The organism is Roseateles hydrophilus (genome assembly GCF_026712245.1).
In the GTDB taxonomy this organism is placed as follows: domain Bacteria; phylum Pseudomonadota; class Gammaproteobacteria; order Burkholderiales; family Burkholderiaceae_C; genus Pelomonas; species Pelomonas hydrophilus.
This window is the reverse complement of record NZ_JAPPUY010000005.1, coordinates 249,840-271,268: the sequence shown is the minus strand read 5'-3', so window position 1 is coordinate 271,268 and position 21,429 is coordinate 249,840. Positions and strand designations below refer to the sequence as shown.

The following is a 21,429-nucleotide window of genomic DNA, read 5'->3' as shown; positions in this document are numbered from 1 at the left end:
AAACTCAGGCGGGCACCGCCGTGGCCAGCGCCCACAGTGAATCGCCCCGGGTTTCCTAGACACCCGTGAGCCGTTGGGAATAGCGTCGTTCGAACTCGACCGGCGAAGTGTCGCCGGCAGTGGCTAGCGGGTGAAGCAGCTGCGAGCCAAGCAACGAGTAGCGCTGCAGATGCGTTCTTCCCGCCGGCCTGTTCGTTCGAGCTTCAGCGCTTCGGCCGGGACCCAGGGCAGGGCTTCTCCACCTCTTGGTAATAGAAGTCCAATACCCGGTCGCGTGTAGCTTCGTCGCTGCGGCGAAAGGCGCCCATTTCCGCCTCCCAGCGATGCACGGTGACGTACTCAGAGCAGTAGTGGCCTTCAAACAGGACCAAGCTTTTGCCGTTCGTGTCTCCTACGCCTCCGGAGGCGTACAGCCCAAGCACATACGGGGCTCCCCCGGTCCTCGGATAGATCAAACGGACACCGCTCAAAGAGACTTGGAACAAGGGCCAGATCTCATCTGAGAGTTCACTGATCGGCGGGAGGTGCGACTTCTTGCCATGCAGCACGGGGGCCCAACCCTTTGCTCGTCCCAGCATCATGAGCTGGTCCAGCGCGTAAGAGTTCATTTGGCTGTTGACGGGATAGGGCACAGCGTAGGCGAAGTCGCACCAGCCGTCACCGGTGAAGTCGTACCTGAGCACTTCAGCGCCGTCGTACTCGACCCGAACAGGAAGCCTCGGTGGCGGCGCTGAGGGCGTACGACAGGGCGGTGCGGTGATGCTCAGACGCTCGTCAGGCGCGGTGGGGTCCGCATGCGCGGTCGGCAAACGACCGATCAGCAACAGGAAAGCAGCGGTCGCGATGTGGAAAACAGTCCAGTGCTTCATCTCAGTCTCAACTCCCTCATTTGTAGACCAGGGCTTGCGCCAAGTTCATCACTGCACCGTAGCGAACGCCAGTCGCCACGCCCGGCAGAGTAGGTGAACTCGTTGACATAGTCCTGAACGTAGCCAGGCACGGTCAAGTTAGCGCTGGTGGCGTTCACAACACTCCCGGAGTTGTGAAGAACGGCGACTCGGCGCGCAAGTTCATCCTCGATCACCCTTTGCCTGTTTCGATGCGCATCGCTGCCTACTGCTTCACCGTTCACAAAGTTGGCTGCAATGGCCGGCGCACGTGTCACAGTATCAAGGTTGCTCTTCAGAAATGTCTTAGAGACGAAGTTGTATTCGTCCTGACTCGCGTACAGCCAGCGCAGCCAGTCGCCAAACGCGGTACCGCCATCCCCGTCCAAAGTCCGAAAGGCGGCCTCCGTGCCGAAGGCGTTCTTGCCCTCATTTTCCGTTCTCGCGCGCCCTTCAACTTGGTACATCAACATATCAATGAATTCCTGGCGGCCTAGTCCTGTATCGGATTGAAATGCGGATCTCTGGGGTGCAGTCAGTTGATTCCATGCAGCTGTCGCATTGGCAAGAGGCAAGGCGCTTCCAAATCTGGTCCGGTAGTTCGAAAACGCTCGAGCTGCTCGGTCGGCTCGACGTTGAGCAATCGCCAGCATGTCCGCGATGGAGCCCATACGACCATTGGGTAGTCGCACTTCTTGATCCAGCCTGAGTGATCTGCGCTCTGCAGCCGTCAGGGTGCCAGTCATCCCATTCAGGGTGCGCAGAAAGGTCTCGGCGATGAATTGTGTGCGGCCATAGCTGGCGTAGTAGCTGTTGCCGTTCACCACAATAGCGGTACCGCTTCTGCAGCCGTTGTTCCGGCTGCAATCGCGGTAGATGGCCGATGGCGCGGGACCTTCCTGCAATTCCGCCGCAGCTTCGTACTTGACGATACGTCGGCGCTCTTCATCGTTCGCGTATGTCACAGCAAGCGTCGATGCTCGGTTGCAGTTCAGAATGCGCTGCACATTGGCTTGCCGACCGGTCATGCCGGCCACTGCCGGGTTCACATTTCTTGTCACGTGGATATCAGCTTCGCCCGGCAAGAATTTGATCGGCGGCAACAGCCCGGCGCGGTCAGGGCAGGAAGCGCCTTCATTCAAAGTGGCCCAGTCGGCCGGAATGTAGCTGGCGATCAAGCGGGTCGCGGCGGCGTCGTCCATGTCGTCGATGGTGAACTCGGCCAAGCTGATCGCTGCGGCGCCGTAATGTGCGCTGAAATCTGCAGCCGTGCCGTTGCCTGCGTCCCAGGTTCGCGTGCTCGCGTTGCCACCCAAAAAGTTGCCGCCCGCGTCAAACAGCAAGCCTTTGCCATTGTTGGCGTATTCGTTGCGCAAGCGAGCCAACGCGTTAGTGGCAAGTGGGGTGCTGGCGATGTTGTCCACGATGAAGGCCCAGCGTGCTTGAGTGAAACCTTGGTTGGTGCCAATGGCCTGCCCATTGGCGCCGGTCGTGATGGCGAAGTATCGAATGCGAGCGGCGCCGTCGGGGTCAAAGAAGTAGTCGGGCCTTCCGCCGGCGTAGGCATAGAGATTCAGGCGCTCTTTGCTCGCGACTTCGATGACAGAGTCAGCCGCGCCTTGCGGGTCCGGGCTGATGAACTGTCTAGACACCGGATCGAAGAATCGTGCGCCGTGGTAGCGCAGGCCGCCGTCGTCGCCGTCGTCGATCTGACCGACATAGCGAAGAGGTTGGTCGCGTTGGGCATCGAACTGCTTGTTCTTGCCGCTCAGAGCAAGGACCTGGCCGACCTCGTCGGTATGAATGTGGCGAACTTCCGCGCCAAACGCCCAATCCTTCAATCGCTGATGCCAGGCCTTGCCGTCCATGGGGAACTGCGCAATCGGGCGGTAGCCCAGATGGGCATAGGCGAGCTGGCCGCGCCCGCGCGCGTCGGTCTGAGCCAAGAGGCGAGTGCCCTCGTAGAAATACAGCGCAAGCCTGCTGCCGCGAGCCGGGGCCTGTGAAAGTCTGGCGACGCGCCGGCCTTGTGCGTCGTAGATGTGCAGGCTGCTGTCTTGCGATCCCTGGATACCCTCCAGCTGGCCGCCGGCGTTCCAGCTCAAGCTGAGCAGGCCTTGGGCAGTCTGGAACCGACGCGGGCGCCCGCTTGGATCATGTTCGAGGCCGGGGCGCTGGGTAGCTGCCTGGTGCGGCACTTCCGCCGCAGTTGCAGCTGCACTGGGCTCCTGCAAAGCTTGTGGGTTCGCTGCCATCTCGGCCCGCAGCGCAAACTTGTCGATGCTGCCGTCGGCGTGAGCGATCGACGTGGCGAAGTATTCTCCAGCGTGTTGGCTCCACTGCACATCGGTGACGACGGCGCCATCTCCGCCCAGCCATCGCGGCAGGGCGGACGCCGAATGAATCGACTGAATCTTCCCCTCAGGGCTCAGCGTGCGTGTCAGCTGCAGTTGCGCCCCGCTGGCGTCTGTGAAAACTTGCGCCAGCACTCGGCCTTTGGCGTCCAGCTGGTAGGCGACTCCCAGCGTGACTGATTCGGTCATCGCCGCCTGCAAGGCTCCGGCCGGCAAGATGTCCAGCCATTCTTTAAGCAGCCGACCGGCGGAATCGTGTTCGAAGCGGCTGCGCCTTTCCCCGAACTTATCCGTGATGCTGGCCAGCACCAGCCTGTCAGCCTGATAGACCCAGCGCAAGGTTTGCGAAGCGGTCTTCGCACCCGGCCCGAAGCGCAGCAGCTTGTGGATACGCCCAGCCTCATCCCAGCTGGCTTGCTGCCGGGCACCTGTGGGTTCGTGGCTTTCAGTCAGCTGGTTGCGAGCGTTGTAGACCGCAGTTCGCCAGCCCTGCTGAGGGTTTCGTATCGCCACGACGCGGCCCAGATCGTCAAACAGCCGTTGAGCCTGCAAATCACCTTGACTCAGCAGTGCCAACTCTCGCTCAGCGACCGAGCCTTCCCTTGCGCGCTCGACATGAAGTCGATTGGGGGCGCTTCGCTCTGACATCTGGGCTGCTCCTTGCCCCTCCGCCAACGGCTGCCTCTCAGCGGCGTTTCGCATGTCCGCCCGCTCCTGTCCGGCCGCGGGCAACTGCCCCTCCGCCCCGGACGGATCAAATCTCTGCGTGGGCTCAAGCTCCTGAGTCAGGACGCTGATGCCCCGCTCAGTCTTGTAGGCAAATTCGAGCTGCCGCTGGAGTGCCACGCCCTGTGGAATCATCTGCCCCAGCTCATTCACCGGGCTCCAGCCGCGCTCGCCGATGCGCAAGACCTGACCCTTGTCGTTGTACTCAAATTCGGTGCTGCGGGTTTTGCCTGCAATCACGCTGGGCTGGGTGATGCGCGTGGGCTGTTGGCCCAGGGCGATGCTGCCGTCGGCGTAGCGCAGGTCGGTGTACTCATAGCGCTGCAGCCATTGCGGCGCGCCCACCGGCTTACCCTGGCTGTAGACCTGGCGGCTGCGTTGGGCCAGACGCCCCCAGCGGTCATGGCTGATCAGCTCAGCGCTCAGCGGCTGGCCCTGGGCGTCGAGCGCGATGCTGCGCAGCAGCTGGCCCGCGGTGCCGTAGGCGTAGCGCCGGTTCACCGGCCCGCAGGTGCTGCAACCCGCGCCGGTGAACTCAATCAGCCGCAGCTGCCCGCCGATGACGGCGGTGGTCAGCGTGCTGGTCTGGCCCAGGCTGTTGGTGAGCTGCACGCGGCCCTGGCTCTGCGGGCGGGGCTGCACTTCGCCGGTCTTGTCTGGCGCGCCTTCGTTGGCCGTAGCCGTCTGCAGGTAGTTCAGCGTGATCTGCTCGACGCCGGTGCCGGGCAGCACTTGTCCGTCCGCGCCCTTTTGCAGCGGGCGGCCCTTGGTGGACAGGATGGCCCGGCCGCTGGTCTCGTAGGCGTAGGTGGACAGGCGCTGCGGCGCGCCCTTGTGCTCGCCCGGCGCCTGCACGCTGATGCCCGTGAGCGCAAAGACGTTGCCGGCCTGGTGGGCCGCCTCGTAGTGGTACAGCCGTGTCAGGTGGGGCTTGTCCACGCCGGGCGCGGTGTGCATCACGTGGGTCAGGCGGCCCAGCTCGTCATGCCGGTAGCGGATCTGGCCCAGCGGGGTGCTCAGGCTTTGCAGCAGCGCGCGCTTGCCGGCCTGGGGCTTGCCATAAGCCAGCACAAGCTTGCGGCCCTGCGGGTCGGTGATGCTGCTGAGGTCGCCCAGCGGGTTGTAGGCCAGCTGCACGCGCTCGCCAGTGGCAGCCGTGATGCTGTGCAGCGGGTAGCCCTTGCTGGGCATGGGGCCCACGCTGCGGAAGCTCAGCGTGCGCCCGTCGCCCCAGCGCCAGTGGAAGACGCGTTCGGCGCCCTCGCCTTCGATGCGCACCTGGCCGTCCTGCGGCTGCGGGCTGGTGCACAGCCGCGCGTTGGCGCCCACGCCACGCTGCAGGGTGATGCGCCGGCCGTCGGCCTGCACGATCTGCACCTGGTGGCCCAGGTCGTACAGCACGGTCTCGTAGCTGGTGGCCCATTGCGCGCCGGCCAGCCCGGCGTAGCTGCTCAGGCTGTTGTAGTGGCGCTTGAGCTCCAGGCCCAGCACGCCGGGCAGGGGTGCGAGGTCGGTCTCTTCCTGGTACTTGTTGCCGCTGAGCAGGTTGATGGGGTTGCCGCCGCCCACCGACACCCCGCCCGTGCCGCCGCCGCCCACGCTGGCCGGGCCGGCGCCGCCACAGCTGGGGCTGCCGCCGCCGGGCGGCGCGGGGCAGGTTGGCCCACCGCCGCCCCCACCACCGCCGGGTGGGCAGGTGCCCAGCAGCTCGCACAGCGGCTTGCTGCCACCTCCGGGCGCGCAGGTGGCGATCGTCGGGTCGCAGCTGGCGGCCGGGCTGCTGAGCAGGGCCGCGCGGGCGGGGCTGCTGGGGGCCAGCAGCGAGGCCAGGCACAGGGCCAGGCACAGCCCGCCGTGGCGCCACAGCAAGAGGAAGTTAGCGGTCATCAGAGAGTTCCGTCGTTGATCACGGGCAGCGTGGCGCGTGGCGCACTCAGCCGCCGCAGCTGGGCGGCGGCAGTTCGCACTTGCCGGCGCCCACGCCGTCGGTGCAGATGGAGCAGCTGGGGTCCCACCAGGGGCAGGTGGGCAGGTCCGGCGGCGTGGGCCCGGGCCCGGGGTCGGTGGGCGTGCCGTCGTTGCCCGGCCCTGGGCTGCTCACCATCGCCGTGTTGCGGATGGCGTCCGACTGCATGCGCACCACCACGTGCGACACCACTGGGATGCGCCCCGCCTCGATCAACCCCAGCTTGAACGCGTCCCCCACCCCGGCGCCCAGCTTGCTCAGCGCCCAGGTGTAGAACCGCCCCACCAGCGGCATCTGCTTGTCTTTCGGGATGCCGTAGGTGATGCGCAGCTTCAGCAGGTTGGCGTCCTGCAGCGTCTGCCCGCTGGCGTTGCTCTTGGGGTCGCTCTTGCAGCCGGGCACGTCGCGCGGGCAGTGCAGCTCGTCCAGGCCCACGTTGGGGATCACCAGGTCTCCGGCCTTCAGCGCTTCTTTGAGCGCAGGGCTGGCGTAGTCGTCAAAGCTTTCCTTGGTGGGCGACAGCACTTCCACGCGCATGCCCACTGCCGTGTCGGCCGTGGCCCTCGCGTAGCTCGCCGCCAGCTCCGCCACGGTGCGACCGCCGCCGTAGTAGCCCACCATGCCCTTGCTGAACGCCGCCTTGATGCTGCTCACGCTGGCGTTGTTCACCGCCCCCGCCCGCGCCGCCTCGAAGGTCGCGTAGTTCACGCTGCTCTTGGCCTGGTAGCCCAGCGCCGCCTGCCAGATGCCGAGCACCAGGAACAGCAGCGTCGGCATCACGATGACGCTCTCCACCAGGCCCGCGCCCCGCTGGCGGTGCGCGGCGCGGCGCGGCAGGCCATAGGCGGGACGGCTGCGCATGTCAGTCAACCTGCACGGTGAAGCCTGCCGGGATGGCCAGCACGCCCGCGCGCAGCGGCTTGTCACGCTCCAGTGCCAGCGTGACGACGCGCACCTCCTGCACCGCGCCGGTCACGGACTCCAGCGCCCAGGGCAGGTTCAGGTACTTGCGTGCCGGGAAGCGCTCCCACAGGCAGGCGCCGTCCAGGGACGGATCGGCCGGTGTGCTGGCGACGCGGCAGCTTTCACCCATCACGGTCTTGGCGGGCCAGGCGGCCACCTGGCTGGACGTTGCGAGGTCGGTGGGCGTGAAGCTGATGTGCTCGCGACGCGCCAAGGCCTTCTTGGTGTCATGGCGCAGTTCATAGCGAACCTTGTCCATCCACAGGTACATCAACCGCTCCCTGACCTCGTCCTTTTCTGTTGCCGAGCAGTTCGGCGCCACCGACGGGACGGCGGATGTGCTGGCTTTCAGATCCGCTTGCCAACGCTCGTAATCGGTGAGCCTCAGGCCGTAGTAACTGACCGTTTCGGCCGACTTGTGGTTGTCGTAGTAACGCTCCCAGACCTGGGCGTCCAGGCCTGCCATCAAGGCTTCGTCAACCGGCGGCGACGGCGGCAGGTCGTGAAAGCTCTTGCGGAACGCGTTGCACTGATCGATGAGCGCCTGGACGTTGGACCGGGCCAGGCCCGGCCCACCGCCCTTGGCCAAGGTGGTGATCTGCACCTTCTGGTACGCCGTGCCGGCATAGGGGTCGGCAGCAACCGGCGGCGTCGTGGGGGCGCCAACCGCCTCGCCGCCGCCGCCACCGCCGCAATGGGCCAGGGCGAGCGTCAGGGGCAGCAGCAGCAATCGGGAGGAGAACAAGGTCATGGCGTCAACCGTCAGGGAAAAAATCAATGGGTGTCGATGTGGGAGCCGGGCCGCAGCGCCAGCCGCTGGGCCTCGCCGGCAGCGAGCTCCAGCGTGGCACGCGCGCCGGGGCAGGCGCTGACGCGCCAGGGCGCCAGCGCCGGCACGACCTTGATGACGCGGTCGTCGCGGTCCACGTAGACCACGTCGATGGCGTAGCGCATGAAGCAGGTGTGCACGCTGGCGCAGGGCTTGAGCACCAGCACCTCGCCCGGCTGAAGCCGCGGCAGGGCCAGCAGGCCCAGCAATCGGGCGCGGAAGCTGTCGGCGTGCAGCACGCGCAGCGCCGGCATGGCGCGGGAGGTGTGCATCTGCATGTCAGAGCCCCATGTGCAGGAACTTCATCGCGATCGGGAAGCCCAGCACGACGAAGGTGCAGGGGAAGATGAACGCGATCAACGGGAACAGCAGCTTCACCGGCGCTTCCATGGCGAGCTTTTCGGCGCGGGCAAAGCGCTCGGTGCGGCGCTGCTCGGCCTGCGCGCGCAGGATGGGGCCGAGATTCATGCCCATGCGCTCGGCCTGGATCAGCGCCGACACGAAGTTGGTGATGGACGGCTCGTTCATGCGGTCGGACAGCGTGCGCAGCGCGTCCAGCCGCGGCCGGCCCGCGCGCACATCGCGCAGCACGCGCGAGAACTCGTCGCGCAGCGGCCCGGCCGGCCCCTTGGCCACCGCCTGCGCGAAGGCGCCCGTCAGGTTCAGGCCAGCCTCCACGCAGAGCGTGATGATGTCCAGCATGAAGGGCAGCGTCTTGAGCGTCTCGCGGCGGCGCAGCTGCACGAGGTCGCGCAGCCAGATGGCCGGGAACAGGAAGCCGAAGGCCGCGCCCACCCAGGGCCAGGGGCCGGCCGGGCGGCCGAAGCTGGCCAGCAGCCACCAGGTCAGCAAGCCGCTGATGGCCGCGCCCAACAACTGCGCGGCAATGAACTGCTCGGGCGCCAGCGCGTAGTCCAGCCCCGCCAGCCGCAGCCGGCCCTGCACGCGCAGGCGCTGCGCCGGGCGCAGCCGCGGGCCCAGGTAGTGCGCAATCCAGCGGATGGGCCACCACAGCAGCCGGAAGGCCGTGGGCGGCGAGTCGCGGTAGCTGCGATCCTCGGCGGGCACATCGTCGATGGCCTTCATCAGGCTGTGCGCGATCAGCGCCATCGCCACGCCCAGGCCCAGCGCACAGGCCAGCGGCAGCCACTGCATCCAGGTGAACTCGGCGCCGCTCATACGTCGATGTCCACGATCTTGCGGATCACGAGCACGCCGAAGAACTCGAACAGGCCGATGACCACCAGCGTGGCCCAGCCCATGCGCGTCGTGAACATCAGGTGCATGGCCGCCGGCTCCATCTTGTTGAGCACGACGATCAGGAACAGCGGCAGCGCCCCCACCACCCAGGCCTGCAGCTTGCCCTGCGAGGTGAGCGCGCGGATCTTGCCCTCCATGGCCAGCTTCTGGCGCAGCGTCTGCGCGGCGCGCTCCAGCGTCTCGGCGAGCTGGCCGCCCGTCTCGCTGGCAATGCGCATGGCCGAGATCGTCAGTGTCATGGACTGCAGCGGCACGCGCCGGTTCAGGCCTTCCAGCGCGTCATCCATGGACACACCCAGGCGCTGCTCGCGCAGCACGAGGTCGAACTCCTGCGAGATCGGCGGCCGCGCCTCCAGCACCAGCTGCTGGATGGCCTGCGACAGGCTCACGCCGGCCTTCAGGCCACCGGCCAGCATCTGCAGCGCATCGGGCAGCTGCTGCTCCAACTGCTCGCTGCGGCGCCGCCGCAGCCAGCGCAGCATGAAGCGCGGCCCCACCGCCAGCACCAGCGACACCACCAGCGCCGGCAACGCATTGCCCGTCACCGCCCAGGCCAGCACCCCGCCCAGCACGATGAGCGCCAGGTTGAGCACGAACAGACGCCCCGGGTCGACAAACAGGAAGAGCTCACGCAGCCCGATGTGGGCACGCTCGGTGAACAGCCGCCGGTAGCGCGCCAGCCCGCTGGTGGCGATGCTGAACACCGACCACACGAGCATCATCATCGCCACGGCAACCGCGCCTGCCACCAGCGTTGCGACGGTGCTGGGCGTCATGTCTGCACCCCTGCCCCGCCGAGCGGGGATGAGCCCCTTCGGGCGGCCGTGCGGGGGCTCATGCCGCCCTCCTGTTGAACAACGACAGGTCGAACTGCACGCCCTGCTCGCGCAGCTCGTCGTAGAAGGTGGGCACGGCATCGCAGCCGACGAACTCGCCCACCACGCGGCCGTCAGCGCCGAAGCCCCGGGCCTCGTAGCGGAACAGCTCCTGCAGCTGGATCTTGCCGTTCTCCATGCCGGCCACCTCGGTGATGCTGGTGACCTTGCGCGAGCCGCAGGCAAAGCGCGACTGCTGCACGATGATGTCCACGGCCGAGTTGATCTGGTCGCGGATGGCGCCGATGGGCAGATCCATGCCGGCCATCAGCACCAGCGTCTCCAGCCTCGCCAGCGCATCTCGCGGCGTGTTGGCGTGCAGCGTCGTCAGCGAGCCCTCGTGGCCCGTGTTCATGGCTTGCAACATGTCCAGCGCCTCGCCGCCACGGCACTCGCCGACGACGATGCGGTCAGGCCGCATGCGCAGCGAGTTCTTCACCAGCTCGCGGATGGTGATGGCGCCCCGCCCTTCCACGTTGGACGGCCGCGACTCCAGCGACACCAGGTGCGAGTGGTTGAGCCGCAGCTCGGCCGCGTCTTCGATGGTGATGATGCGTTCGCCGTCCGGGATGAAGTTGGACAGCACGTTCAGCAGCGTCGTCTTGCCCGAGCCCGTGCCGCCCGAGACGATCATGTTCTTGCGCTGCTTCACGCACAGCTCCAGGAACTCCACCATGGGCCGCGACACCGAGCCGTAGGCCGCCAGATCCTCCGCCGTGAGGCGCTTCTTGGAGAACTTGCGGATGGTGATCGTCGGGCCCTTGAGCGCCAACGGCGGGATGATGGCGTTGACGCGCGAGCCGTCCTTGAGCCGCGCATCCACCAGCGGCGACGACTCGTCGATGCGCCGCCCCAGCGGCGCGACGATGCGCTCGATGACGCCCATCACCGCGCGGTCGCTGGTGAAGGCCAGCGGGTAGCGCTGCAGCCGGCCGCCGCGCTCCACGAAGATCTCGTCGGCGCGGTTCACCATCACTTCGGTGACGCTGGCGTCCTCCAGCAGGTCTTCCAGCGGGCCCAGGCCCACGGCCTCGTCCAGCACCTCCTTGCGCAGCGCCTCGCGGTCCAGGCCCGCGGGCAGCTCGCCGCCCAGGCGCTCCAGGATCTCGCGCACCAGGTTCTCGGTTTCGGCGCGCAGCTCGGCGTCGCTCATGCGCGTGAGGTCGCGGCGGCGCAGGTCGATGGTCTCCAGCAGCTGATCGTGCACATGCTTGCGCCACGGGTGGCGGGCCTGCACGGCCAGCACCTCGGGCGGCAGCGCCTCGGCGGCTGCACCCGCGTCGGCGGCCCGGGCCGCTGCCGGCTGGGCCGTGTGCAGCGGGATGACGCCGGGCGCCGCCGGCGCCGGTGTGGGCACGGACGTGGGCGCCGGCACCGCCGGGCGCGGCGACGCGCGGCCCTCGGCCTCACGCACGCGCAGCGTGGTGGTGCCGATGCGAATCTGGTCGGCAAAGCTCAGCGGGCCGTAGCGCACGATGCGCTGCGCATTGACCCAGGTGCCGGTGAACTGGCCCAGGTCTTCCAGCACCCAGCCGTCGCGCGTCTCACTCAGGCGGGCATGCTCGCGGCCCACGCGCCAGCCGCGCAGCGCGATGTCGCAGGCCTTGTCGCGGCCGATGCGGATCTCGCGCTGGTTGAACTCGAGCTCGCGCGTCTCGCCGCCCGCGCTGTCGGTGATCTGGATGATGAGTTGGCTCATGGCACCGATCTCCGGCTCAAGGCATGTTCAGGGGAACGAGCCACTGCGCCAGCACCCAGCCGCGCTTGCCCGTGGGGCCGGCGCCGATCTGCACCGGCAGCCAGGCGCCCTGCGGCGGCAGGCTGAGGCGGCGCACCAGGTCGCCCCGCTGTGCGCGCCACACGACGCCCGCATTCACGTCCGGCGACTGGCGCAGCGCCAGCGCCTCGGACTGCACACGCAGCGGCGCACCGAGCAGCGCGTCGTCCACCTTGCCCAGCAGCACCGGCTGCAGGCCCGGCACCGGCTTGACCACGGCCGGCCGCACGTCGGGCTGGCCAACGTCCTGCGGCCGCCACGCGACGATGTGCTCGGACAGCACCCAGCCGTTCAGCGCACCCACGTGCACATTCGTCCAGCGGCCCTGGCCGGGCGGCTGCGACGGCGCCGAGCCCAGCACCACGGTGGCGCCGCGCGCCAGCGTCAGCAAGGCCTCGGCCGTGGCCTCGGGGCGGCTGCGCAGCACGGTCTGCGCGCCCTGCACGCGCAGCAGCGCGCCCTCGGGCGCCCGGCCGATGCCGGCCACCAGCGGCGCCTCGGCGCTCACCGGCGGCGGCGCGTTGTCAGCCAGCGGCTGGCCCTCGCGCGGCGGCACCTGGTCGGCGCGCTCGTAGCTGACGCCGGGCTGCAGCGGCTCGCTCAGGTAGGGCGCCGGGCCCATGCGGGCCTCCAGGCGCTCGGTGGTGCGCTGCAGGCGGTCGCGGTTGGACGGGGACTCGGCCGACACGATGCGCGGCGTGACGAACACCACCAGCTCGGTCTCCTTGTTCTGGAAGCGCTTGGAGCGGAACAGCGCGCCCAGCACCGGGATGTCGCCCAGCAGCGGCAGCTTGTCCATATCCGACGACACCTCACGCTGCAGCAGGCCGGCCAGCACCAGCGTCTCGCCGTCGCGCAGGTTGAACTCGGTGTTGGCCTTGCGGGTCAGCAGTGCGGGGCCGGCCAGCGTCGTCACCGAGCGGTCGATGCTGCTGACCTCGGACTCGATGGACGCGCGGATCACGCCGCTGGCGTCCACGCGCGGCGTGATGTCCACCTTGATGCCGTACTGCTTGAACTGCACATAGGTGCCGTCCCGCGTGGACACGGCATAGGGGATCTCGCCGCCGGCCAGGAAGCTGGCCTTGGCGCCGTTGCGGGCCGACAGCTGCGGCTCGGCCAGCAGCGCCGCCTTGCCCTCCTGTGCCAGCAGGTTGAGCTGCGCGTTGAGGCCCAGGTTCAGCAGGCTCAGCACGTTCAGCCCCGAGGGGATGGGCACCGGCTGGCCGGGGATGGGGCTGGTGATGGGCACGCCGTTCGAGGTGCCGGTCTGGATGTTGATCTGGTAGGGGCCGTCATGCCCGCGGCCTGCCGGGCCCCAGATGGCGCCGACTGCCGCGCCGCCGGTGCCGTTCCACTTCAGGCCCGTCTCCTTGAGCAGGCTGGTAGGGAACTCCACCACCTTGACGTCCATCGCGATCATCTTTTCCCAGCCGACGCGGTTGGTGAAGTTGACGATTTGCGGATAGCGCTTGGCCAGCATCTCGATCTTGTTCAGATCGAAGTCCGACAGCTGCTCGCCCTCCACGACGATGTTGGCGCCGATGATGGACGTCTTGGCGTTGGGGATGGTGGCCAGGAAGGCCGCGATCTCGCGCGCATGGCGCGAAGTGTCGCCGGCCACGATGTTGATCTTCACTCGCTGGTAGCGGCCGTCGGCATTCCAGATGAACAGCGACGAGGTGCCCTCGCCGTTGGCGAACAGGATGACCTCCTTCTCGTCCAGCGCGGCGGCCGACAGCAGCTTGCCATTGCCCACTGCGATGCGCGCCACGCCCGGCGCCGGGAACACGCGCGACTCGCCGACGAACATGTCGATCTCGGCGATCTGGCCGTCGTTGCCGCTGGCCTGGATGGGCGTGTACGGGCTGTTGGCCGTGCTGCGGCTGCGCTTGGCCGTGGGCTTGAGCGCGGGCGCGAAGCCGCCGCCCGTGGCGGCGTCGGCGGCCGGGGCCGTGCCATCGGCAGCAGCGGGCTGGGCGGCGTCCTGGGCCAACGCCAGCGGCGCGGGCAGCACCAACGCCACGCTGAGCAGCGCGGCCAGGGAGCGGGTCGAAGTCGATGAAGAGGTCACGCGGGAATCCAGGGAGAAATCGGCGGGCATCACCAGGGCGCTCGGGGCGCTCAAGGGCGGGCGGGCGAGAGGACGGGGGCAGCGGGCGCGGCCGCAGCGGCGGGCGCACGGCCCAGCGGCGGAATGGCCTTGAGCGCGCCGCCGCCGTAGATGACGGGCACGCGCTCGTCGGACACGGCCGCGCCGCCCAGGCCCAGCAGCGTCATCGCGTCGGTGCGCGTGGCGGCCACCTCGGCCTTGTCGCCCGGCGCACGCAGCATGGCGGTGAGCTTGCCCACCTCGCGCGCCGCGATGACGCGGCGGCCGTCCTCGGGCGAGGTCTCCAGCGTGACGGTGGAGAAGCTGCGTTTGCTGCTGTCCTTGCCGTCCCAGCCGGCCACGGGGATGGCCTGCGCGCCGGTGGCCAGCACGGTCACGTTCTGCAGCAGCGGGAACAGGTAGCTCTTCTGCTCGTGCTTGACGGTGACCATCAGGTCGATGCGGTCGCCGGGCTGCAGCAGGCCGGAGATGGAGTTCACCTCGTCCACCGTGACCGTGATGCCGCGCTGGCCCGTGGGCAGCCGCGCCGAGAACGACGGCGAGCGCCCGCCCTCCAGCAGCGACCACAGCAGCATCTCGCCGCGCGCCACCGGGTAGGCCAGCGGCTGGCCTTCCACGCGCTCGAACTGCTCGGGCGAGATGGCGTTGGAGTGCGTCCACTCCTGCGGCACCTCGCGCACGGCCACGTGTGCGGCCTGCAGCACGGTGCCCTTGGCGAGGTCTTCCTTGGGCACCACCACCTTCACCGTGCGCTTGGCGCGGCTGCGGGCCTCGATGTCCTCCACGTGCTGCTCGATGTAGCGCTTCACGCCATAGGCCGACACCCCGCCCAGCACCAGGGCCACGCCCAGCAGCAGCCAGCTTCGATTGATCGCAAATCTCATGTCTTGTTGGTCCAGCCCTCAGACGGGCAGTGATACGGCACTCAGGAACTTGGCAAACGCGGTGCGGATGGCGTCCAGCATCAGCTCGACGACGGTGTCGCTGCCCGGGTTGCCATCCCAGGGCAGGAAGAACATGGCCGCCACCGCGAGGCCCACGACGAGGTACTCCACCATCGCCTGGCCGCGCACGCGCCGCTGCACGCCGCGCCTCATGGCCGGGCCTCGCGCACGCGGTTGATCACCACCAGGCGGTGCTCGCCCGCGTCGATGACGCTGAGCGTGGCCTCCTCCTGCGCGCTCTCGGCCCACAGCGTCAGTGCGCTGCCGCGGGCCAGCGGCGCACGCTCCTCGCGCGCCAGGTTCAGGCCGCGCTGGCGCAGGCCGCGCACCAGCTCATCGCGGTTGGTCTGCAGGTCCACGGCGTTCATCGCGGTCAGCATCACGGCGCGGCGGCCGTCGTCGCTGGACTCCATGGTGTTCATCACCGTGGAGTCGGCGGGCAGCAGGCGCTGGGTGTCGCGCAGCACGCGGCTGAGCTCGCCAGGGCCGGTCATCAGCGTGCTCATCAGCGTGGCCTGCACGCGGCCCGGCGCCAGCTCGCGCAGCTGCACGGTGTTGAAGTAGTCGCCCTGGCGAGCCGCAATGACGCGGGCGTCGCGCAGCGGGTTCTCGACATGCTGCTTGCCGAACTGTGCGCGGTAGAAGGCCAGCGCGTCGTCCACGCTGCCACTGAACTCGGCGCGCAGGATGCGGGCGCGGCGGCCGTTGAGCACGCTGTCGGCGGCCACGCTCTGGGCGCGCACGCCCTCGGGCAGCGGCAGCTCGGGCCAGGGCGATGCGCCGCAGGCACCGGCCAGCAGCAGCAGGGCAGCCGTCGCGGCATGCAGGCGCATCAGCAGCCCTCCTTGAGCCGGTCGCAGGGCACGATGTCCCAGTCGTGGTCGCCGACCTTCAGCGCGGGGTCGTTGACGGTGGGGGGGATCAGCCCGATCAGGTCCACCACCGCCTTGGCCTGGCCGATGGGGTAGACGCCCAGGCCGCCGTCCTCGATGCGGTTGCGCACCTGCGCGTTGTTGCGCGCCGTCCAGGCATCGGCCAGCAGCACGGTGCGGCGCGTCGTGGGCATGGTGGGCACCAGCGACGTGTCGGCCATGTTCACGGTCACGGTGCCGCTGTACCAGTTGTCGTGGCTCAGCCCCAACCAGCCGCGGAACGGCGCCGTCGCGGCGATCGCGTTCTTGCCGCTGACGGTGGTGGCCACGGTCACGTCGTCCTCGAACTTGGCGATCAGCGGCTTGCCGGTGTGGTCGGTCCAGATGGGGTTGCGGTCGGCCGCGAAGTCGCCCGCGGCGTCGCCGGTCTTGATGGGGGCGCCGGAGGTGCTGAAGAAGCGCCGGCGCACCTCCAGGCTCAGCTCGGCGTCGGTCTTCCAGCTGCTGGACGAATTGCGGGCCACGCCCTCGAAGGCCACGTAGCGGCTGGCGGCCTCGGTGGCCTGGAACAGGTCCAGGTACTTGCCCAGCAGCGGCACGGCGATGAACAGCGGCAGCAGCGCCAGCGCCGCCACGACGAACTCCACGGTGGACTGGCCGCGCTGCGCGCGGCGCGCGGGCTGGGACATGCGCATCGCGGCGCCTCCTCGACGACGGATGGGCCGCGCTTGCGCACGGCAGGCTGCGGCGAGGTGCTGGCAGTGGGGACGCTTGACGACGCTCATGGCAACGCCAGCCCTCCCTGCTGGGCCGCAGCCCAGGCCCGGTCGGCCGCCGTGGGCGCCACCAGGCGCACACGCCAGTACGGGTTGTAGAGGCTCGCGATCTCGGTGCGGCCATCGGCGCGCGGCGAGATGCGATCGAAGAACACCTGCGCCCGGGCCAGCGCCGCGAGCTTGGCGCCGGCCGGCTTGTCGTCGAACAGCGCCAGCTGGCCCGAAGGCTTGGCCTGGGCGGCGCCGCCGGAGGTGCGCAGCTGGGCGTGGTCCTTGGTGACGAAGAGGGTGATGCCGGTGCTCAGCTCGGCGTCGGGCGCCACGTTGCGCAGCTCGCGCACGGCGGGCAGGCCACTGAAGCAGTAGTAGCCGGGCTGCTCCATCTCGCCCTCGGCCTTGTTGGCGGTGCGGCGGTTCTCGCCATAGGCGTTGCCGTGGTAGCCATTGGCGCTGCTGCCGCTGCCGCTGCCGCTGCAGTTGTTCTTGGGAATGTTGACCGCCGCCCAGCCCAGCGGCTTCTGGATGTCGCCGCACCAGCTCAGCCCCAGCTTGCCGCAGCCAAAGCGTTCGCCGTGCAGCTCCAGCGTGTCCATGCCGCGCCACTCGTCGTAGCCGACCAGCTCGGTGCCGGCGCGCTTCTTCATCTCGCCGTTCTTCTTGAACAGCGGGATGTCCGGGGCGCTCACCGTCCAGTTCCGCTCGCGGCTGAAGTCGTCGCGCGAGCGCATGGTCACGTCGGCAAAGCGGCCGCGGTCGTTGTTGGCGTAGGACTTGGTGAAGTTGTCGAAGCCGTGCGAGGCCAGCACCACCTGGGTCTTGAGCTGCGGGTCCATGGCCTGCGCCACGTCGTCGGCGATCTGCTTCTGCCGCACGCCCGCGATCAGGTTGGCATGCACGGCGCCCTGCGAGGCCGCCATGGCGCCGACGACGGCGTCGTGCACCGCGATGATGGGGCCGATGCCGTACTGCAGCACGTAGTCGGCGTAGTAGTTCGCGCTCTGGCCGGTGTAGTACTCCAGCACCACCTTGGTGGCCGCGAAGATGGCCAGGATCTTGTAGCCCTCCAGGCTGGGCGACATCATGAAGAAGATGTCCGTGCCCGAGGCCGGCACCTCGTCCACCGCATTGGCGAAGTAGCGCACCCAGGAGCCCACGCTGACCATCTGCGCGATGGCGATCTGGTTGGCCACCATCGCGCGGTTCAGGTAGGCGTCGTAGTTCAGTGCCCGCGCCTCCACGACACCGGCGCTGTAGGCAGCTGCGTCGGCGGCGTTGGTCACACGCATCTTCTCGGTGACGGCCTGGCCGCTGTTGACCATGTAGTACAGCAGGCCGGCCGACATCAGGATCAGCGCCACACCCGCCATCAAGACCTGGCCCCGCTGGGCCTGCAGGCGCAGCCGCGGCTGGGCGGCCGCCCCCGCTTGCGACAGCCACGCCAGCACCAGGCCCGCCACGGCCAGCGACAGCGCCAGCGCGTCGCCGACGCGGGCGAACGGCGTCAGCCCGCGGCGCGCCTGCAGCGTGACCGGCAGGCTGGCGGTGGCGTCACGCGCCAGCCGCGCGACGGTGTGGCCGGCAGCGTCCAGCGCGAAGGCGCCGCCGATGTCGGTGGCATGCAGCAGCGGCTTCTGGAACTCCAGTGCCCGCGCCGCGGCCTGCTGGTCGAACTGGCGCTGCAGCAGCGCGCCCGGATGGGCGGCCGCCGAGGACAGATTGACCAGCACCTCGCTGGTGGCCGCCTCCTGCCGCCACAGGCCCGGGAAGGCCAGCTCGAAACAGACGCTGAGGCTGGCCCGGTGGCCACCCAGCCACAGCGGTTCGGCATCGGCCGGGCCACGCGCCGTGTCCTGCCGCGGCTGCCCGCCGGCCAGCCAGTCGCGCAACGCGCCCTGCGCGGGCAGGAACTCGCCAAACGGAAACAGCTGGCGCTTCAGGTAACGCTGCGGGCCGGAGCTGCCCAGCGACAGCACGGCGTTTTGCAGCCGGCCATCGCCCTGCGCCACGTACAGGCCCAGCAGCAGGTCGCTGTCGCGGCGGTCCAGCGCATGGGCGAGCTGGCGCAGGTAGTCGTCCGGCAGCGCCGACGCGGTCTTGCGCAGGGCCAGCTGCGGGCTCACCAGCAGCTGCGAGCGCGCCGCCTCCGCGGCCGACATCAACGCGGCCATGCGCTGCTGCGTGCCAGCTTCGTCAGCGGCCTCAGGCGCTGCGCCTGGCTGCAGCAGCACAGCGGCCAGCTCGCCGCTGGCCTGCGTCCACGTCAGCCGGCCCAGGCCGTTCACCACGGCCAGCAGCGCCAGGCCGGCCAGCAGCGCACGGCGCCGCTCGGCCGGCTGGCCCACGGCCCGCCACAGCAGCGCGGCGGTCCACCACATCAGCAGGCCGGCCAGCAGCGTGCCGCCCAGCGGCAGCGCCGCCGCCCAGGGGCCGTACGGCGCCTGCAGCTGCCCCAGGCGCAGCCAGGGCATGGCCAGCGGGCCTTGCGCCAGCAGCGCCTCGTGCAGGCACCACAGCGCCGGCCAGGCCAGCAGCGCATGCACGGCCGGGCTGGCCGGCAGCCGCACCGCCAGCGCCGCGCATGCCGCCAGCAGCAGCGCATGCACGGCCACCAGGCCGGCCCCCGCCAGCAGCAGCGTGCCCGGCGCGGCACCGGGCAAGTCGCTCAGGAAGCCGGCATAGCCGGCCAGCGCCATCGCCGCGCCGAAGGCCGCCGCACGCAAAGCCGCCGCGCCCGCACCCACGCCGGGCGCGAACAGCAGCGCCAGTTGCAGCGCGAGCAGCAACTGGGCAGGCAGCCAGCCCCACGGCCAGCCCTGGCACAGCCCCAAAAGGCTGCCGAGCACGGCGGAGCTCGCCAAGGCGGCGTGCGGACGCAACACGATGAAAATTCCCTGGGGGCGAGAAGCTGGCCATCCCGGCCCGCCTCCCGAAACACTCGGTGCAACAGGCCGCGCAGCCAAGCCGCGCGGCGTGCGCCTTACTTGGCAGCGTTGCCGGTGTAGGTGTCGAGGTTGCGCTTGACGTTGGCCTCGGTGGCCGCAGCTGCAGCGGCGGTCTGCGCGTTGTCCTTGGAATCGGTGCCGTCATTGCCGGCCAGTTCCTGGGCGATGGCGGCCGTCTGGCTGCGCACGGTGTTGCCGAACATCTGGTAGACGGCGATGGCGGCGATGGCGATCAGCGCCACGATGATGATGTATTCGGTCATGCCCTGACCGCGTTGCTGGCGCTTGCTGTGGAACGACATGGGTAACTCCAAGGTGTGAATGAGGCGTGGCTCCCCACCGAAGCTGGAGCCGGTTGCGCCACGATGCCGCTCAACTGAACAGTTACGCTTTCTCATGGCCCGGCGCAGTCTAGGGACGCTGTCGTGACCCAATTCACGCTCTCAACAACTGGTTACCTGGATTACATGGATGTGTGGCGCCGCGTCAAAAGAGTTACCAGCGGCATCCCAGAGGTTTGGGGGGAGGTGCGGCTGGCCCGTCGTGTAGGAGAACTGCTGCACTGCAGCAGCAAGCCCTGGCCCCGCAGATCCCGCCAGGCTGCCACCCAACGAAAAAGGCCTGCCACGCAGTGCATGGCAGGCCTTTGCAGGGTGACGCAGCAGCGCCGTCAGGCGCGCTGCTGGCGCGCGCGGGGGCTCAGTCGGCGTACTGGCCGGCGGCCTTGATGATGGGGCCCAGCTTGTTGATCTCGGCCTCGACGAACTTCTTGTGTTCGGCCGTGCCGACGCGCGCGTCGCTGATGATGACCGCGCCGAGCGCCTGCTGGCGCTTCTGGAAGTCAGCGTCCTTCAGTGCCGCGCGCAGCGCGGTGTTGACCTTGTCCACGACCGCCTTGGGCGTGCCCTTGGGCGCGTACAGGCCGTGCCAAATGGCGAGGTTGAAGCCCTTCAGGCCCGACTCGTCCGCCGTGGGCAGCTTGGCCAGCGAGCCGCTGGTCAGGCGCTTGGCCGACATGACGGCGAAGGCCTTGACCTTGCCGGCCTCGATCTGGCCGGTGGTGTTGGTGGTCTGGTCGCACATGATGTCGACCTGGCCGCCCAGCAGGTCGTTCATGGCCGGTGCCGTGCCCTTGTACGGCACGGTGGTCATGTCGATCTGCACCGTCTGCTGGAACAGCAGGCCGCACAGGTGCGAAGCCGAACCCACGCCGGCATTGGCCAGGTTGATCTTGCCCTTGTTGGCCGTCATCCACTTGGCGAGGTCGGCATAGCTGTTGGCCGGCAGGTCGGGACGGCCGATCAGCGTCATCGGCACTTCATTGACCATGCCCAGGTACTCGAAGTCTTCCAGCGTCTTGTAGGGCAGGTTGCGGTACAGCGCCGTGGCCGTGGCGAGGCCGATGTGGTGCAGCAGCAGCGTGTGGCCGTCAGGCGAGGCCTTGGCCACCTTGTTGGCGCCCAGCGTGCCACCGACGCCGCCGACGTTCTCGATGATGACGGTGGCGCCCAGCGGCTTGCGCAGCGCCTCGGCCAGGTCGCGCGCGACCTTGTCGGTGGGGCCGCCGGCCGCGAAGGGCACGACGATGGTGACGGGCTTGTCGCCGGGGTACTGGGCAAACGCAGGCAGGGCGGCCATGAGGCCGGCGGCCAGCAGCAGGTGGGTGCGCATCGCAATGTCTCCTACGGTTGGACGGCGCTCTTCGGTGGAGCCGCCGTCGTGGGCAGGCTGCCAGGGGGCAGCGGAACAAATCCGGACCTCCGCGTGAGAAGGTCGCGTGCCGCGAGCATCAGGCTTTCCACGCTGCGCGTCTGTGTGGATTCCCACATTTGCGGCGCAGATGCGTGCGTCAGTCGTCGTCCTGCCAGCGGGCGAGCCGGCGCCTGATCTCGTCCTGCGCGCGCCGCACGTCGACGGCCGAGCCCAGCGCGAGCCGCTCCCACTCCGGCGTGCGCGCCGGGCGTCGGGCCAGATGCAACTGCAGCGCACCGGCCTCGATCGCCAGTTTGAGCACGGGCTGGCCGGCCAGCTGCCAGGCCTCAGCGCGCTCGACCAGCACGCGCTGGTCACGCAGAAAGCGCTTGAGCGTCTGCAGCGACGCCTCGGCGTTGAAGGGCGGGGTGATGTCCCAGCCGTCGGTCATGG

Annotated in this window: 17 protein-coding genes; all 17 read right to left on the bottom strand. The window is 69.0% G+C overall.

Annotation, left to right across the window (positions count from 1 at the left end):
* Positions 1–203: 203 nt before the first annotated feature.
* Entirely contained in the window at positions 204–869 is a 666-nt protein-coding gene (locus NYO99_RS19130) for a hypothetical protein (protein ID WP_268168885.1), read from the bottom strand.
* Positions 866–5,854, bottom strand: coding sequence for a DUF6531 domain-containing protein (locus NYO99_RS19125; RefSeq protein ID WP_268168883.1), 4,989 nt, complete (start codon positions 5,852–5,854; stop codon positions 866–868). Before NYO99_RS19125 ends, NYO99_RS19130 begins: the two co-directional genes overlap by 4 nt.
* Positions 5,855–5,900: 46 nt before the next feature.
* Positions 5,901–6,794: a TadE/TadG family type IV pilus assembly protein gene (locus tag NYO99_RS19120; RefSeq protein WP_268168882.1), complete on the bottom strand. Its 894-nt coding sequence runs from the start codon at positions 6,792–6,794 to the stop codon at positions 5,901–5,903.
* A 1-nt stretch (position 6,795) separates the two neighbouring features.
* Positions 6,796–7,647 carry a hypothetical protein gene (locus NYO99_RS19115; RefSeq protein ID WP_268168881.1) on the bottom strand — a complete coding sequence of 284 codons (852 nt, stop codon included), beginning with the start codon at positions 7,645–7,647 and terminating at the stop codon, positions 6,796–6,798.
* A 23-nt stretch (positions 7,648–7,670) separates the two neighbouring features.
* Complete coding sequence (locus NYO99_RS19110) at positions 7,671–7,997, bottom strand: DUF192 domain-containing protein (protein ID WP_268168880.1); 327 nt, start codon at positions 7,995–7,997, stop codon at positions 7,671–7,673.
* Positions 7,998–8,004: 7 nt separating this feature from the next.
* Positions 8,005–8,904 (bottom strand): type II secretion system F family protein, encoded by a 900-nt coding sequence (locus NYO99_RS19105; RefSeq protein ID WP_268168879.1) that lies wholly within the window; start codon positions 8,902–8,904, stop codon positions 8,005–8,007.
* Positions 8,901–9,761 carry a type II secretion system F family protein gene (locus tag NYO99_RS19100; protein ID WP_268168878.1) on the bottom strand — a complete coding sequence of 287 codons (861 nt, stop codon included), beginning with the start codon at positions 9,759–9,761 and terminating at the stop codon, positions 8,901–8,903. Before NYO99_RS19100 ends, NYO99_RS19105 begins: the two co-directional genes overlap by 4 nt.
* A 58-nt stretch (positions 9,762–9,819) precedes the next feature.
* Positions 9,820–11,559 carry a TadA family conjugal transfer-associated ATPase gene (locus tag NYO99_RS19095; protein ID WP_268168877.1) on the bottom strand — a complete coding sequence of 580 codons (1,740 nt, stop codon included), beginning with the start codon at positions 11,557–11,559 and terminating at the stop codon, positions 9,820–9,822.
* Between the two features lie 16 nt (positions 11,560–11,575).
* A complete protein-coding gene (locus NYO99_RS19090) occupies positions 11,576–13,765 on the bottom strand; it encodes a pilus assembly protein N-terminal domain-containing protein (protein WP_268168876.1) in 2,190 nt (729 codons plus the stop codon).
* The gene (cpaB, locus tag NYO99_RS19085) at positions 13,762–14,634 is read right to left on the bottom strand and encodes a Flp pilus assembly protein CpaB (protein WP_268168875.1); all 873 of its coding nucleotides are present in this window, start codon (positions 14,632–14,634) and stop codon (positions 13,762–13,764) included. Before cpaB ends, NYO99_RS19090 begins: the two co-directional genes overlap by 4 nt.
* An 18-nt stretch (positions 14,635–14,652) precedes the next feature.
* The gene (locus tag NYO99_RS19080; protein WP_268168874.1) at positions 14,653–14,847 is read right to left on the bottom strand and encodes a hypothetical protein; all 195 of its coding nucleotides are present in this window, start codon (positions 14,845–14,847) and stop codon (positions 14,653–14,655) included.
* Complete coding sequence (locus NYO99_RS19075; RefSeq protein WP_268168873.1) at positions 14,844–15,527, bottom strand: hypothetical protein; 684 nt, start codon at positions 15,525–15,527, stop codon at positions 14,844–14,846. The genes NYO99_RS19080 and NYO99_RS19075 overlap by 4 nt, the downstream gene beginning before the upstream one ends.
* Positions 15,527–16,261 carry a hypothetical protein gene (locus tag NYO99_RS19070; protein ID WP_268168872.1) on the bottom strand — a complete coding sequence of 245 codons (735 nt, stop codon included), beginning with the start codon at positions 16,259–16,261 and terminating at the stop codon, positions 15,527–15,529. Before NYO99_RS19070 ends, NYO99_RS19075 begins: the two co-directional genes overlap by 1 nt.
* A gap of 86 nt (positions 16,262–16,347) precedes the next feature.
* A complete protein-coding gene (gene lnt / locus NYO99_RS19065; RefSeq protein ID WP_268168871.1) occupies positions 16,348–19,221 on the bottom strand; it encodes an apolipoprotein N-acyltransferase in 2,874 nt (957 codons plus the stop codon).
* 98 nt (positions 19,222–19,319) lie between these two features.
* Positions 19,320–19,586, bottom strand: a complete 267-nt coding sequence (locus NYO99_RS19060) for a hypothetical protein (RefSeq protein WP_268168870.1) — start codon at positions 19,584–19,586, stop codon at positions 19,320–19,322.
* Positions 19,587–19,983: 397 nt separating this feature from the next.
* Entirely contained in the window at positions 19,984–20,955 is a 972-nt protein-coding gene (locus NYO99_RS19055) for a tripartite tricarboxylate transporter substrate-binding protein (protein WP_268168869.1), read from the bottom strand.
* A 178-nt stretch (positions 20,956–21,133) separates the two neighbouring features.
* Entirely contained in the window at positions 21,134–21,427 is a 294-nt protein-coding gene (locus NYO99_RS19050) for a hypothetical protein (protein ID WP_268168868.1), read from the bottom strand.
* Positions 21,428–21,429: the final 2 nt, after the last annotated feature.

Excerpts from the sequence above, each read along its gene's own strand:
- NYO99_RS19130 (WP_268168885.1), bottom strand. The coding sequence starts at position 869 with ATGAAGCACTGGACTGTTTTCCACATCGCGACCGCTGCTTTCCTGTTG.
- NYO99_RS19105 (WP_268168879.1), bottom strand. The coding sequence starts at position 8,904 with ATGAGCGGCGCCGAGTTCACCTGGATGCAGTGGCTGCCGCTGGCCTGT.
- NYO99_RS19070 (WP_268168872.1), bottom strand. The coding sequence starts at position 16,261 with ATGCGCATGTCCCAGCCCGCGCGCCGCGCGCAGCGCGGCCAGTCCACC.
- NYO99_RS19100 (WP_268168878.1), bottom strand. The coding sequence starts at position 9,761 with ATGACGCCCAGCACCGTCGCAACGCTGGTGGCAGGCGCGGTTGCCGTG.
- NYO99_RS19050 (WP_268168868.1), bottom strand. The coding sequence starts at position 21,427 with ATGACCGACGGCTGGGACATCACCCCGCCCTTCAACGCCGAGGCGTCG.
- cpaB (WP_268168875.1), bottom strand. The coding sequence starts at position 14,634 with ATGAGATTTGCGATCAATCGAAGCTGGCTGCTGCTGGGCGTGGCCCTG.
- NYO99_RS19080 (WP_268168874.1), bottom strand. The coding sequence starts at position 14,847 with ATGAGGCGCGGCGTGCAGCGGCGCGTGCGCGGCCAGGCGATGGTGGAG.
- NYO99_RS19120 (WP_268168882.1), bottom strand. The coding sequence starts at position 6,794 with ATGCGCAGCCGTCCCGCCTATGGCCTGCCGCGCCGCGCCGCGCACCGC.
- NYO99_RS19115 (WP_268168881.1), bottom strand. The coding sequence starts at position 7,647 with ATGACCTTGTTCTCCTCCCGATTGCTGCTGCTGCCCCTGACGCTCGCC.
- NYO99_RS19060 (WP_268168870.1), bottom strand. The coding sequence starts at position 19,586 with ATGTCGTTCCACAGCAAGCGCCAGCAACGCGGTCAGGGCATGACCGAA.
- NYO99_RS19110 (WP_268168880.1), bottom strand. The coding sequence starts at position 7,997 with ATGCACACCTCCCGCGCCATGCCGGCGCTGCGCGTGCTGCACGCCGAC.
- NYO99_RS19125 (WP_268168883.1), bottom strand. The coding sequence starts at position 5,854 with ATGACCGCTAACTTCCTCTTGCTGTGGCGCCACGGCGGGCTGTGCCTG.
- NYO99_RS19055 (WP_268168869.1), bottom strand. The coding sequence starts at position 20,955 with ATGCGCACCCACCTGCTGCTGGCCGCCGGCCTCATGGCCGCCCTGCCT.
- NYO99_RS19095 (WP_268168877.1), bottom strand. The coding sequence starts at position 11,559 with ATGAGCCAACTCATCATCCAGATCACCGACAGCGCGGGCGGCGAGACG.
- NYO99_RS19075 (WP_268168873.1), bottom strand. The coding sequence starts at position 15,527 with ATGCGCCTGCATGCCGCGACGGCTGCCCTGCTGCTGCTGGCCGGTGCC.